Consider the following 14,153-nt stretch of genomic DNA (forward strand, 5'->3'; position numbering starts at 1 on the left):
CAGGACTACCTGGCGCCTATCGATGCCTATCTGGCAGCCTGCTTTTTTCATCTCTGGGGTCCCTCAGTCGTAACGCTGCGCTTGAGTGTCCTGCTTCTCTTTTGCCTTTTCCTGATACAGGTCTATTTACTTACCTGTCTGGTCTATAATAAACCATTGGCGCTGTGTACTATTCTAGTAATCGCTGCGGGGCCTGCCGAAGTGCTCTTTCGGGAACTTGAGGCAGCCGGGGGGGCGCCTGATGTCCTCTTTTTTTGCTCTCTCCTGTTGCTGATAAGCTGCTGGCTTGTCTTTGGTCGCCAGCGGCAGATCATGGAGCAGAAAGCCTCGAAGCTGCGTGATGGAATAGCTCTTGGTCTCTGGGGCTTTCTGGCCGGTGTGAGTATCTGGAGCGATCCGCTCGTGCTGCCTTTTGTAGGGACTGCTTTTCTTTTTCTCCTGCAGGGCTACCTCCAGCAACTCAAGTCGCCGCTTCTCTGCCTCTTGTTAGTCGCTGGCGTCCTGCTGGGCCTGGCTCCTGAGATCGCCTACAAGCTCGCTGTGCCTCCCTCGCCGTCTGCTCTATCCTTATTGGGACCTGGCTATCACGAACCTGCTTATCCCCCTATCGTGCCGAGTAGCAAGTCCTCCTCTGGGAGTGCGTCACTGCAAGCTTCGTTGCCCTTGCAGGTCGTTGGGGCATTGTTGGTGAGTTTGCCCCTGGCAACAGGAGGCAATGCTCTCTGTACGCTAGGGCCGAGCCGTGCCTGGCCATTGCAGGCTGATCCCCAAACTCAGTTTTGCAGTGCACTACATGGCTGCTGGTCTCTAGGCTATCTTCTGCTCTGGTGCCTTGCGAGTGGCCAGGCTCTTTCCGCCTGGTGGCGCTTACGACAAACAGACGTGAAATCCAGGCCTGATGCCTTTCAGGCCAGATGTCTGGCGGGAGCCAGGCTCATGATTCTAGGTGCTGCTGGCGGCACGCTTTTTCTCTATTGCCTTTTCCCTCAGGCAGCGCTGACTCCCTGGCCTTCATCTCGCTACCTGGTAGGCCTTATCGTCAGCATTCCCGCTCTGCTTTTCCCTCTCTGGAGCGTAGCCTTCTCGCCCTCCAAGGGCTTGCTACGCCGGTCTCCTTTTCAAGCTGCCCGGCTGGGAGCAATCTTGCCAGTGTTTGTGGTCGCAGCTACCTGGTGGTGGGGAAGTGCCCAGCTCCTGGCTCAGGCGCCTGGGGTTCAGACGCTCAATAAAGAGCAGCAGGCTTTGATAGACTTTCTTCTACAACGGGGCGCTACACGTATCTACACTGACTATTGGACTTGCGATCGGATAGCTTTTCAGAGCAATGAGCGCATCGTCTGCAGCGTTCTTGATGCCGGGTTGCAGCCTGGCCTTAATCGTTATCCTCCCTATAGCTCTCTGGTCAAAGCGGCCCATTCTCCTCCTTACTATGTCTTCCCCTCTGGCTCTCCTCAGGATCTCAGGCTTCAGCGACTCATTGTGCTCAGTCACCATTATCGCCGTTTGACCTATATGAATTATGCTATCTATGAATACCATTAATATGGTTACAAAGGCTGACCTCAGGGAGGGAAGAGGTCTGTATCCTCGTGCTATGCCCCGCTGACCGGCCGGCATCCGGGCATGGGGTCACGTTGGAGCGGCCGAACCCCTTAGCAAGGATAGCGTGGGCTACGAGAACGGTCCTGTTCCTGTTCTCCAGACGCTCATGATCTGCTCTACTACTACTACTGCTGCTACTACTACTGCAAATCAGCCCGCTCTCTCAGGATCTATGGCGACCTGCAGCGCCGTCCCTGGACTCAGGACCCGACAGGGCCTGGCCGTTTCTGTCGCTGGCCGTGCCTTGCGTGGTGTTGCCAGGCCAGGCCCAGGTTCGAGGCCAGAGCTGAGCTGCCCCGACTCGGCTTCATCGGGCGGCTCGCTGGCTAGGGAGAGCCTGTGACGTTCCAGAGGATGATGGTATGATCTGTTGAGGCAGAAGCCAGCCCCTGGCGTCCCCAGGCCACTGCCGTGACGCTGCCCCGGTGGCCGCTATAGACCGTGGCGCGCGCTGGGGCCCCATTGCTAGCCAGCGTCCAGACACGCACGCGCTCATCGCTGCAAGCCGTAGCCAGACGACCCGAAGTAGCGGGGTCCCAGGCCAGTCCATTGACAGAGGCGGGGTGGCTCAAACGTTGCTGAACCACGCCAGAAACGCTATCCCAGATCACCACCTGATGATCTGCGCCGCCCGAGGCCAGCAGCGTGCCATCGGGGGACCAGGCCACGCTCAGGGCGGCCCCGCGGTGGCGACGGTAGCTTTGCAGCAGGCGCCGGCTGCTCAGGCCGAACGTCACCACCAGGCCACTATCGAGAGCCACCGCCAGCGTCTCGCCTCCGGGCGCCAGAGCTAAGGCGCGAATATGAGCTTTGAGCAGGCTGCGCGTCGTCTGCCCGCTCAAGAGCAGTTCATGCCCGCCGTTGTCAAGCGTCCCAGCCAGCAGCACATCGCGGCGCTCGGTCCAGACCAGAGCACTGACGGGGCCTCCGAGGTCGTTAAAGGTTTGCTGCAAGGCCCCGCTGGTCGTCCAGACTTGCACCGAATGGTTCTCGCCACCCGAAGCCAGCAGCGTACCGTCGGCGCTCCAGGCCACAGCCAGAATAGGCGTAGCCTGAAGGCTGTAAGTCAGCAGCGAGCGGGCCTCGCTGGCCAGCCAGAGACGCACCGTCTGATCGCGGGAACCAGAGACCAGATGGGCCCCATCGGGAGACCAGGCCAGGCTGGTGACGCTTTCCTGATGCCCCTGCAGTACCGCCAGAGCCTGGGCCGGGCGACTATTCAAGAGAAGGTAGAGGCTTGTGCCCAAAACGCCCACCCCTACGATGCCAGCGGCCATCACTGCCAATGCACGGCGACGGCCCAATGTCGCGCCGGAAGAAAAACGCTCTAGCCAGCCTGGCAAGTGCGGAGAGGGCGAACTCGCTGTCATCGAACCTCTGGACCGCCTTGAGGTTGGCGGCAAGGGCTGAGGCAGCGAGGGAGGAGGCGGACCGGGCTGACTGGGGTGAGAGAGCGCGCCCGGCATGGCCGCAGTGGCGAAGACCGTGGGGGCAGAAGCCGCCTCCTGTCGCTGCTGCAGGCTCCAAGGGGACGGAGGTCCTCCCGAAGGGCCACCAAGCGCCAGCGGCTGGCCGTCGCGCGGCAGCTTCAACTGCTCGATCTTCTCCGCCACTGGCCTGAGGTCGCCGCCCACTTCCTGGGGAGGTTCCCGGAGGAGTAAGGTACTGGCCGGGTCGGAGCTGGTCCCTGGCTCTCCCTTTGTCGGCAGCCCAAGACGAGGTTGAAGAGCAAAAGAAGAAGAGCGGCTATGAGCGGCATGGGCGAAAGCGGTGGCGAAGGCTCCGACTGAGGGATAGCGCTCCTGGGGGGCCTTGGCCAGGGCGCGAGCAAAGACCGGCTCCAGCGCCTCCGGTAGAGAGGGATTGACGGAGCGCAGAGGGGGCGGCTCCCGATGCAGATGCTGGTGCATCAGTTGCGCGGGGTCACCTTCGAAAGGCGTGCGCCCGGTCAGCAGCAGATAGAGCATGACCGCCAGGGCGTACTGATCGCTCTCGGGGTGAGCTTCGCCGCCGAACTGCTCAGGGGCCATATAGAGAGGCGTGCCGAAAATATGGCTGGTGGCAGAGCTGAAAGAAAAAAACTTGGCCAGGCCGAAGTCCGAGAGCAACAGATGCACGCGCGGCCCCGCCTCGACCCGAAGCAGGAAATTTGCCGGCTTGATGTCGCGGTGAACGATGCCGCGATCGTGAGCATACTGCAGAGCCGAGGCGGCCTGATGGAGGTAATCTTCGGCCTCGCTCAGGCTGAGAGGCCAGGCTGAAGGGAGGCCCAGAGGCAACTGCGGAGCACGGCTAAGTGATTGCTGCGCCGCCTGACCGGAGCGGCGACGCAGCCAGTCCCAGAGCGAACCCTCGGGACGATACTGCATCACCATATAGGCCCGCCGGCCCTGCTCGGTCTCTTCTTCCCCATAGCGGTAGAGCGGCAGAATATGCAGGTGATCCAGGCTAGCCACAGCGCGCGCTTCCTGCTTGAAGCGCTCCAGGGCTTTCTCTGCCTCGAGCAGGTCACCGGCCTCGGCACGGACCACCTTGATGGCAACCTGCTGACCGATCATTGGGTCCTCGGCCAGGTAGACGGTTCCCATGCCGCCGCTGCCGATGAACTGCTTGATAAGATAACCCCCGATCGTTGAGCCGATCAGTGTATCCACAGTCTTTGTCTCTCCTGCTCGTCAAGCGTTCACGTATATGAGACTGCCTTGAAAGCGGGCAGCGGGCAGAGCGATCTCATCAGACCGGCCTGGAGATGGACTATCCGGGCGCCCATCTCTTGCTTGTTCACCTGCTCGCTCCGCCCGTCACCGGAACAGCCCAGCTAGCCATGATAGCATGCGTCTGGGCCGCCTGTCTATTGCCAGGGGAGGGCCGGCAAGGCGGTTGTGCCCATCTTGAGCAATCCCGGAGAAGTGCCCTGGACTTGCTCAGTTAGTAGCGACTTAAATGGCTTGAGCTGATCAAGAGGCTCAAAGCGCCACAGCCGCAGCAGGCCAGTACGGTCACGCCGACGAAGGGAATAAGGACTGTGGCGCTGGCCTGGCCTCCACTCAGGCGGTGGCTGGCCATCACGGAGAAGACAAGCAGCACAATTCCGTAGATGTAGGCTGCCAGCAGGGCCAGTCCAACAAGATAGCCAAGAATGGGAACCATGAGAAGAATGACGCCGATAGCGGTTACCAGGAAAAGCGCGCCGTAGATGAGCATGCTGCTGTAGCATTGCTGAAGAAAGCTACCCTGGCCGCCAAAGGCTTTGGCCAGCCCGTAAATGATGCCCTGCATCAGGAAGAAGCTTACTGGTACACTGATAAAGACTATCAGCGCGTATATCAGGGCCACTGCGAATGAGAACTGGCCAAATGGCAGTCTGTAGGATGACGGCAGAAGAGCTGTAAATACAGCAAAAATGAGCACAAACTCTAGGAATATAATAATTGCATTTAGTGCTGCTCCTAATAGCAACTGAGTCCAGACGATATCCCAGGAAGCCTTCCCCACCTCTTGGGCGAAGGTTTCTGCCGATGGGCGGGTAGCGATGCGCCAGTACTGGCGTGGCAGCTCGCGTAGGGCCTGTCCGAGGGGCAGTGGGTTAGCCACGGCCGGTGGATAAAAGCCAGGTTGCCCGCCGTAGTAGGTTGCTGGCGCGCCGCCATAGGGGGTAGCTGGGGGTGGCCCGTACGGATTGGCCGGAGGCGGACCGTAGGGGTTGGGCGGTGGCCCATAAGGGTTCGTGGGAGGTGGGGTGGGCATCGAGGGGGGACCGTAGGGATTGGGAGTCGGCTCCTGCGGCCCCTGCCCGCTCTGATTGGGGTCCCAGCTCATGGGCTTAAGCTCCTTTCCAGCTTCTCACAAGAGATCAATCAATCGATGAGATGAATGGATACAGGCTTCTCAATGATAACATAACGTTATAGGTTGCGTCTACTACAATTGCTCCTCGCCATCCTTGTCAACTCAGCAGGCTCCTGCCTATAATCAAGGAGAAGAGGCCACTCTCTGGCATAATTCTCTCTTGCATCCTCTCAAGTGCGCCTTGCCTTGCAGGCCGGGGTGACCGCCCGGGGTGGGTGCCGGTTAGCTTAGCCTGACCTGGTGAGAGATCCCTGCTGAGGTATGCCAGCCATCTTACTCGCTCACTTTCTTTCAATCTTTTTCTTCTTAGCAGAAGAGGTAAAAAGGAGGACCAGGTTGCTATGGCCTGGGCGGTGCTGACCGCCGCCTTTCTGGCCTCGGCGGTCGAATTCGTAGAAGCTTTCACCATTGTGCTCGTTGTGGGATTGACCATTAACTGGCGCAGCTCGCTAGCTGGTGTCGCCGGTGCTGCTCTCACACTGGCTCTGCTGGTGGCCGCTCTCGGAGCGGCCCTGATTTATTGGATTCCGCTGGCGCTGCTCCGTCTGGTCATTGGTCTTCTCCTCATCCTTTTCGGACTCAAATGGCTCAAAAAGGCTATTCTCCGCTACAGTGGGCTGAAGCCTCTCCATGATGAAGAGGCTATTTTCGAGGAGAAGATGGCTGAGTTGCGCCGGCAGGGCGAGCTGGGGAGGACGCGTTTCGAGCCGTTCGGCGTGGCCCTCTCCTATAAGGCCGTCCTGCTGGAAGGGCTGGAGGTGGCCTTTATTGTAATCACCTTTGGCAGCAGCGCGGTCACAGCGAGCTGCGGCGCTGGCTGCGCCATTGGCACGGCGGCCCTTGGAGCGGCGGCCGCCGGGCTATTAGTGGTGCTCATTGGTCTACTGCTGCAGGCCCCCCTCAAGCGCGTTCCCGAAAATACACTCAAGTTTCTGGTCGGCATCATGCTCACGACCTTTGGCACCTTCTGGAGCGGGGAAGGATTGGGGCTGGCCTGGCCTCTAGAAGACGCTTTTCTGGTGGTCCTGGCTGCCTTCTACCTGCTTGTCTCCTTCCTGTTTGTGCTCTGGCTCAAAGGTCAGGCACGCCGCCGCGGCGCTGTGAGCTTGAGCCAGGCTGGCCTATCGCGGAAAGGAGGGCAGTAACGGTGCCGTGGTTCTCATCGCTACTGAAGCCACTGAGAGCCTTATACCAGTTTCTGGTCGGCGACCCGCTCATTCTCAGCGGGGTTGTCCTCCTCTTCGTTCTTCTTCTCCTCCTCCCGGTTGGTCTCAAAGCCCTGCAGGCGGTTCTGCTCGTCGTCGCTCTCCCTGTGATTCTGGCCGCGGCCTTATGGCGCGAGCTGTCCTAGCTTCTTGCCTGCCGGGGCCTCTCCTCTTGCCCAGAAGCGTGACGAGGCGAGGCGACCTGAAAGAACGTTTTCCAGGCCGACCCGCCTCGTCCCAGAGAGAGGGAAAGAAGAAAGGACAGTTGCCGTGTTGAGCTGGCCAGGCTAGATCCAGATGTCTGAGGTGCAATCGCCGCCGGGATAGCGCATCTCGTGGGCTCGCGCCGGTCCCGCCGGCTCCTGGCCGAAGTCGACGTAGAAATTCTCGTTGATCTTCATGCCGCCGTGCTCGGGATCGCAATCGATCTGCAGCAGATAGGAGCCGCGCTTGGCCAGCTCTGGATAGAACTGATTATCCCAGCTACTGTAGAGAGAGTTGGTGACGTAGAGCCGGCGCCCGTCCAGGCTGAGCTGCAGCATCTGCGGGCCTCCCACCAGCTCGTGGCCCTTCACCGGCTGGGCCTTACCGAGCAGGCCGCCGCACCAGACCTGGCCAGTGAGGCGCGGATGGGCTGGATCGCTGATATCGTACTGGCGGATGTCGCCGTGCAGCCAGTTCGAGAAATACAGATAGCGGTCGTCCATCGAGACCAGCAGATCGGTGATCAGCGAAGGAACCGGGAAAGGCCAGCCTTCCAGCTCGACCGCGGGCACCTCGATCACCGGCTGGACCTGCCAGCTCCCATTGGCCCGCTCCCAGTGCCAGATGACGCTGCTGAGGGCGGCCCCGACAAAGCCATGCGTGCTGTCAGGGTTGTGGTGGAAGCGTACCTCGAGCGGAATGAGGCCCTTCTCCCCGAGATCGACGCTCTGGACAATCTCATGGCGCTGCCAGTCCCAGAAATGGATCTGGCGCCCGTACTTGCCGGCCTGAACGTCCTCCAGGTTGAAGCCGCCGGTATAGGTCTTGGGGGCTCCCCACTCGCTGCTGACCATGACGTTGTGGCGCGGCTGATACCAGAAGTCGTAGTTGTAGCGCATGCCATCGGCCTTCTGCTCCCAGCGTCCGGCAATGCGGAACTCCTCGTCGAGCAGCAGGAAGCCGCCGGGGCCGTTGCCCTCACCGTCACCCAGCATGGAGATCATCACATGGCCGTCGGGCAGGCAGTGCACCGTGTGAGGGGCGCTCAGGTTGGTCTTGGCCTTGATCTCTTCCGGCTCGATGACCTTGTGCAGCCTGGGAGCCCGCTCGTCCTCAGTGTCGACGATGTAGATGCGGCTGGAGCGGTTGCCTGGAATCACCAGGAAGCGCCGCGACTTGTGGGCGTCGCCATGACAGGAGCTGCAGGCGTTCCAGCCGAAGTGGTGCAGCTCGTCGCCAACGTAGGGCATGACGGTGCGGTGAATGACCTGCGAGTAGGTGGGCGAGCTGGGATCGACGTCGACCGTAGCCAGGTAGTCGGGCGCCTCGACCCCGGTGCCAACGTGCAAGGCGATGGCATAGAGAACCTTTTCCCGCGGCGCCCTGGTGGCCTCCTCGGGCGAGGCATAGCCGGGCCCACAGGCGGCTCCGTTGTGCTCATGATGCTGATGCTCGTGATGCTGGTGCTCTTCCGAATGGTGGGCGTGCTCGTGCTGTTCTTCTGTGCTCATGGTTGTTCTCCTCTAGCTGGCTGCCTTTCCAGGCCGGCGGGTCGGTCCCTGGCCAGGCTGAGGCCCGTCGGCGTTCCTACAACCCATTACATGATTTAGTTTATCCAGAAAATCAACAATACGCAAGAGGAAAAGGCGCCGCGCGTGAGGCGGCGCCGGTTCTACTTTCTGCCCGATGAGGGCTGTCGAGGGGAGGGCTGCTGCCGAGAGGGGGCGTTAGCTCATGGCTGTCTCGGCGATGTAGCGCAGGTCCAGCTCCTCCAGTTCGCGCTTCTTACCGAGCAAGAGTTTGGCCATTTCGAAGGCGCGGTTGAGCTGCTCCTGCTCCAGGGTATAGCCCAACTCGCGCATCTGAGCGGCCAGGGCGGCGCGGCCCGAGAGCTTGCCCATGCGGATGCGGCGCTCGGAGGGACTCAGGCCGATCGACTCGGGGGTCATAATCTCATAGGTGCGGGCGTCCTTGAGGACCCCATCCTGGTGAATGCCGCCGCCGTGGCTGAAGGCGTTCTGGCCGACGATGGCCTTGGTCCACTGGGGCTGCATGCCCGAATAGCGGGCGATCAAGCGGCTGGTGGGGATAATCTTGGTCGTGTCGACGCGCACATCGAGGCCCAGATCCGCTGAGCGTGTGCGGATGGCCATCACCACCTCCTCGGTGGCGGCGTTGCCGGCGCGCTCGCCCAGGCCGTTGAAGGAGGTGTCGACGCGCTCCGCCCCATTGCGCAGGCCCTCGAGGGCGTTGGCCACTGCCAGGCCCAGATCGTTATGGCAGTGGGCTGAGATCCGGATTGTCGGGAACTCGCGCTTGAGATCGGCGATCAACTGGCCGAACTCCCAGGGGAGGGCGTAGCCCACCGTATCGCAAATCGTCACGAAGCGCACACCCTCCTTGAGGATGGCCTCGCAGACCTCCAGGATGAAATCATGCTCGGTGCGTGTCGTATCTTCGAGGGCGAAATCGACCGTCTCGGTCAGGCTACGAGCGTAGGCCACGGCGGTGCGGGCCATTTCCAGCACCTCCTGACGGCTCTTGCCCAGCTTGACCTGGCGATGAATGGGGGAGACGCTGATGAACGGCTCAATCACCGGATGGGCGGCCACTTTGACGGCCTCCCAGGCGGCATCGATGTCGCCTTTGACGGCTCGGGCGATGGCACAGATTTCGGCGTTCTCAACCTGTGAGGCGATCAGGCGCACGGCCTCGAATTCGCTCGGTGAGGAGACCGGGAAGCCGACATCGAGGGTGTCGAAACCCATGTCGGCCAGGGCCCGGGCGATCTCTAGCTTCTCGTGTGGGAAGTAATTAACGCCGGGAGTCTGTTCGCCATCGCGCAGGGTGGTCTCGTAGAATTTGACGATGCGTGGTTGCGGTCGCTCTGGCTGCAGTTGCGGCTGTGGCTGGGTCGTCATTGTTCTCTCCTTACTACAATGTAACACGCTGTCCGCGCGCCCTTGCGCAGGGCAGCGAGTAGACGCCTAAGTAAGCAGTACGACAGGAGACGCTCGCCCGACCCTACCTGTACCTGCTCGCTTCTCTTCCCTCGCGTCCACTTGTGCCGGCTGGCGCTCCCGCTTCCTGGTCCTGGTTCCTCCGCAGCTTCCGCTCTTCGCCGATCTCCCTCTCACCTGTAGACATTATATGCCTGGCGCCGAAGGGGAGGCAAGCGCCTGCTCCGAGGGCAGGCGGTCGTCGGCTCTGCCGTTGGCACCTCTGGTCCTCTGGCTCTGGCGCCCCCTTCGCTTAGCGGTGCTGGGCGAAGAGCCAGGGGAAGAAGTCGCTGACGCGCAGGGGGCTATTCTCCAGGGAGTAGACGTAGCCCCAGACCCCATGTCCGGCGCCGGCGAACTCCGTATAGCGGGGATGGCCACCAACGGCCCGCAGGGCGGCGATCATCTCGCGTGAGCCACTGACGGGGACCACCGGGTCGGCTGAGCCGTGAAAGGCCCAGATCGGTAGCTCCTTGATGCGCGCCGCCAGCGAAGGGTCGCCCGCGCCGGCAATAGGCGCGGCAGCCGCGAACAGGTCGGGCCAGCGCTCGATGGCGTCCCAGGTCCCATAGCCGCCGTTCGAGAGGCCGGTGACGTAGAGGCGCGTGCGGTCGATGTTGTTGGAATAGGCTTGCAGGACCCGCTCGAGCAGGGCCTTGGTGAGCTGGAGGGGAATGCTCGGCTGGGCTGGCTGGTGGTAGGAGCCGCCGTTAATCGGGACGTTGACCCACTGCTGACCTTGTTTCATCTGAGGAACCAGTACAAAGCAGGGCCAGCGCTCTTGAATGTGTGGGTTGGCCGGCCCCTGGTAGTCGCTGCTCCAGACGCGCACGTACGACTGGTTGAGAAGCAATTGCTCGTTCTGGGTGGCGGTATAGGTGGGACGGCTGCGCTCTCCCCCTCCGTGTAGGAGCAAGACCAGCGGATAGCGTCGCTGGGGGTTGAGCGGTTGAGGAACGTAGAGATAGTAGACCAGACTGTTGCCTCCCTGCGAGAAGATGTGGGCGGTGAAGCCAAGGTAGGTAAGGCCAGGCAGTGCCGGCGACAGCAGGGAGGCGCTCGCCGTGGGCGCCGGCGTCAGGCGCCGGCTGGTCTGCTGCTCTGGCTGCTCATCGCGATGGGGCTGGAGCGCCAGCGGCGAGGCGGCGCTCCGACGCAGGCCAAGGGGGCCGCGCAGGCTATAGAGCGTGGCGCCCATCAGGCAGAGAACAACCAGAACGATCAGAGCTATGGTTCTTGTGCGCTTGCTCATAGCGGGCCAGTGCTCCAGACCGGAGATTGTGGGGCGCGGAGGCGCCGGCGGCATCTGCGGGACCGGTCTGCGAGACTGCCGGCACGAGGGCCAGCGGTGCTGTTGCTGACAGGGGAGCCGGCTCCCTTTTGCCGACCTCGGGTAGAGCCGCTGCTTTGCTTGCCTTCGTCTGGTTGCCGCCAGCAGCGCGGCGTCGCGGTCCCGCTCGGCCCACCAGACGACTGAGCCAGGGTGTGTACATCAGGGCAACGCTGAGCGCCAGCGAGAGGCCGGCTACGGCGCACCAGAGCAATACTACGCGCAGGGCCACGGGCCAGCTTGCCGGCAGCAGCGGCAGCAGGCTGGCGCGTAGCTGGTTCAGGATCAGGACGTGAACCAGATAGACCCCAAAGGAGGCGTCCGAGCAGAGGCCCCAGAGTCGCACGCTCAGGCGCGCGTTGACCTCCCGTGCTGGCCGACCGGCAAAGCCTATTGCCCAGCGAGAGCAAAGCCAGAGGGCCAGGCCGATCACCGCCACGCTATAGAATACCATACTCGGCTGCAGCACTGAAGTGGCGTAGCCCATTGATTCATGATAAACGCTGATTTGCTCGGCAAAATGCACCCAGAGCGCTAGCAAGCTCACCAGAAAGATCGTCACGACTAGACGGGCATGGCGCAGCACGAAGGCACGCAGTCGCTCAAAGTTGAGGGCCGCCAGCCCGCCCAGGACGAAGTAGAACTGGTACATCAGAACGAAGCGATCCTGATAGACCGCGACTGTGTGCCAGAAGGGATCGCTGCTGCGCTGCACCGTATGATAGTCGACATAAAAGAGCAGGACTTGCAGGCCAAAGCTGCTCAGCAGCAGCCACCAGGGATGACGGCTCCAGCGTTTGAGCAGGCCCATGAAAAGCGGAAAGATCAGGTAGAACTGGATCGTCAGCAGGATATAGTAGAGCTGATAGGAAGCGTTGCCCGTGGCCAGATCGAAGAGCGCCGTCTTAAGAAAGGCGCTCCATGAGCCGGGGCGCGTGTTGACCACGACGTAGACCAGGCTCCAGAAGACATACGGGAAGATGACTCCCAGGCTGCGCTTCTTCCAGAACTGGCCCAGTGGGAAACGGCGCCCGTTGTAGACATAAACCAGGGCGAAGGCCGTGACGAACATGAAGATCTCGCGCGTAAAGTGGAAAGCGACCAGAAAGGCATTCTGGATGGCGTAGCCTGGTCCGGTGCCGTTCAGAATGGCGGTCGCCGCCAGGACGTGCACCGCGACCACGCTGAGGGCGGTGCAGGTTCGCAGCGGATCAAGCTCGTAGATGTGCGGTCGCTTACCGTTGGCACTGAGGCTAAGGCTGCTCGTGGTCTGGCTCAAGGCTGACTGGCGGCCTCCTCTCTGACGATCTGCGACAAGTTGCGTCGCGCCTGCTCGCGCATGCGCAGGAGGCGACGGTCGATCTTGCCGGTGGCGTTGCGCGGCAGCTCAGGCAAGATCAGAAAGTCGACAGGGAGCCGCGGCGGGCTGAGGCGCTGACGGGCATAGCTGCGCAGCTCGGCGACGCTGAGCTGACGACCCTCCTGCAGGCTCAGGTAGGCCACAACAACCTCGCCGTAGAGGGGATCGGGACGCCCAACGACCGCTACCTCACGCACAGCGGGGTGTTCCTGGAGAGTCTCCTCGATCTCGCGCGGGGCGATGTTCTCGCCGCCGCGGTTGATCACCTCGCGCAGGCGGCCCTTAATGAAGAGATAGCCGTCCTCGTCGAAGTAGCCCAGGTCGCCAGTACGGAACCAGCCTCCCTGGAAGGAAGCAGTCCCAGCTCCGTCCTCATAGGCCGCGATGACGTTGGGGCCGGCGATGCAGATCTCGCCTACCTCGCCGGGCGGCAGGTCGCGTAGCTCCTCTTCGACCTGACCCCGATCGCGAGGCTCGCCGCTGGGGCGCGGGGCACAGATGCGCATGGCCACGCCAGTAGGTCGGCCCACCGAGCCAGGCTTGTGCTCTGCCGGCGGCAATGGGTTGGCTGCGACCTGGCTGCCCGCCTCAGACAGGCCGTAGGTCTCGATCAGGGGAATGCCGAAGCGCTCTTCAAAGGCGCGCAGATTGGCCGGCGGCAGCGGGGCCGAGGCACTGCGGGCGAAACGCAACCTGCCCGGCAGAAAAGCCGGGCGCTCCTCGCTTTCGAGCAGGAAGGCCACGATGGTGGGCACGAGGCTGATCCAGGTGGCTTCGTGGCGCTCAACCCAGGACCAGAAGCGGCGGCGGCTAAAACGCGGGGCCACAATCACGCTGGCCCCAGCCAGCAGTGAGGCACAAAGGCTGACAACAGGAGCATTGATATGGAAAAAAGGCAGCGTGGTCAGGCCGCGGTCCTCGCCGGTCAAGGCGTGGCTGCGCCGCACCTGCTCGGCGGTCCAGGCGATCTGGCGCTCGCCGAGGGCTAGCCACTTCGGTTCGCCCGTGCTGCCGGAAGTGCTGAGGTAGACGTGCCCCTCTTCGCTGGACAGGTCCTGTCTCGGCGGCGTAGCGTGGCTGATGAGCGCCTTCAGCCGAGAGGCGCCGAAAAGGCGCAGCTCGGGCGGCAGGGGAAGCCCACTCCAGGCGCTCTCTCCCTCGTCGGCTGCGCACAGGATGTCTGGATGCTGACGCTGCAGCAGGCGGAGGGCTTCGTCGGCACTGGCCGCCGGCGGGACGGGAATCAGGTCGTAGCCGCTGCTGAGCGCGGTGAGCCAGATGAGACCGCTGAGGGGGCCTCCCGGGAGCGCCAGCATGATGCGCTGCGGAGGCGGACCAAAAAGGCGGCGCAGGAGAGCCAGACCAGCCAGGGCCTGGCGATAGCTCAGAGACTCCCCGCTTTCAGCTGCAATCAACAGCTCCTTCTCGGGTGTGCTGCGCGCACCGTGCTCCAGGCTCGCCAGCAGACGGCCTGGCTGCAGCTCCTGCCGCGAGGGGAGCAATCGCTGCGTACTCGTGTTGTGAGAAAGACTCACAGTGGTCATCTTCTAATCCTTCGTAGAGAATATGTTCGGACTTTCTTTGAGAGAAATTCGGGCAAGAAC

Annotated in this window: 10 protein-coding genes; 3 read left to right on the forward strand and 7 right to left on the reverse strand. The window is 62.2% G+C overall.

Annotated elements, in window-relative coordinates; genetic code table 11:
• Positions 1 to 1,542 (forward strand): hypothetical protein (locus tag ACFMO7_RS05365; RefSeq protein ID WP_376794485.1); only part of this gene is annotated, 1,542 nt, incomplete at its 5' end.
• Positions 1,543 to 1,928: 386 nt separating this feature from the next.
• Here the strand turns inward: ACFMO7_RS05365 and ACFMO7_RS05370 are convergent.
• Positions 1,929 to 4,256 carry a WD40 repeat domain-containing serine/threonine protein kinase gene (locus ACFMO7_RS05370; protein ID WP_376794486.1) on the reverse strand — a complete coding sequence of 776 codons (2,328 nt, stop codon included), beginning with the start codon at positions 4,254 to 4,256 and terminating at the stop codon, positions 1,929 to 1,931.
• A gap of 274 nt (positions 4,257 to 4,530) precedes the next feature.
• Entirely contained in the window at positions 4,531 to 5,421 is an 891-nt protein-coding gene (locus ACFMO7_RS05375) for a Yip1 family protein (RefSeq protein WP_376794487.1), read from the reverse strand.
• Between the two features lie 371 nt (positions 5,422 to 5,792).
• Here ACFMO7_RS05375 and ACFMO7_RS05380 point away from each other — a divergent pair, with 371 nt between their 5' ends.
• Together ACFMO7_RS05380 and ACFMO7_RS05385 are read left to right on the forward strand one after the other, a co-directional pair.
• Positions 5,793 to 6,596 (forward strand): COG4280 domain-containing protein, encoded by an 804-nt coding sequence (locus ACFMO7_RS05380; protein ID WP_376794488.1) that lies wholly within the window; start codon positions 5,793 to 5,795, stop codon positions 6,594 to 6,596.
• A gap of 2 nt (positions 6,597 to 6,598) precedes the next feature.
• Positions 6,599 to 6,802, forward strand: coding sequence for a hypothetical protein (locus ACFMO7_RS05385; RefSeq protein WP_376794489.1), 204 nt, complete (start codon positions 6,599 to 6,601; stop codon positions 6,800 to 6,802).
• A 141-nt stretch (positions 6,803 to 6,943) separates the two neighbouring features.
• Here ACFMO7_RS05385 and ACFMO7_RS05390 read toward each other — a convergent pair whose 3' ends face one another.
• From ACFMO7_RS05390 to ACFMO7_RS05410, 5 genes are all read right to left on the reverse strand, one after another.
• Positions 6,944 to 8,371 carry a selenium-binding family protein gene (locus tag ACFMO7_RS05390; protein ID WP_376794490.1) on the reverse strand — a complete coding sequence of 476 codons (1,428 nt, stop codon included), beginning with the start codon at positions 8,369 to 8,371 and terminating at the stop codon, positions 6,944 to 6,946.
• A 216-nt stretch (positions 8,372 to 8,587) separates the two neighbouring features.
• The gene (locus ACFMO7_RS05395; protein WP_376794491.1) at positions 8,588 to 9,781 is read right to left on the reverse strand and encodes a 2-isopropylmalate synthase; all 1,194 of its coding nucleotides are present in this window, start codon (positions 9,779 to 9,781) and stop codon (positions 8,588 to 8,590) included.
• A gap of 331 nt (positions 9,782 to 10,112) precedes the next feature.
• Complete coding sequence (locus tag ACFMO7_RS05400; RefSeq protein WP_376794492.1) at positions 10,113 to 11,111, reverse strand: prolyl oligopeptidase family serine peptidase; 999 nt, start codon at positions 11,109 to 11,111, stop codon at positions 10,113 to 10,115.
• Positions 11,038 to 12,468, reverse strand: coding sequence for an acyltransferase (locus ACFMO7_RS05405; RefSeq protein WP_376794493.1), 1,431 nt, complete (start codon positions 12,466 to 12,468; stop codon positions 11,038 to 11,040). The genes ACFMO7_RS05400 and ACFMO7_RS05405 overlap by 74 nt, the downstream gene beginning before the upstream one ends.
• Positions 12,465 to 14,093, reverse strand: a complete 1,629-nt coding sequence (locus tag ACFMO7_RS05410; RefSeq protein ID WP_376794494.1) for an AMP-binding protein — start codon at positions 14,091 to 14,093, stop codon at positions 12,465 to 12,467. The genes ACFMO7_RS05405 and ACFMO7_RS05410 overlap by 4 nt, the downstream gene beginning before the upstream one ends.
• Positions 14,094 to 14,153: the final 60 nt, after the last annotated feature.

It is taken from the genome of Thermogemmatispora sp. (assembly GCF_042408735.1).
Classification (GTDB): domain Bacteria; phylum Chloroflexota; class Ktedonobacteria; order Ktedonobacterales; family Ktedonobacteraceae; genus Thermogemmatispora.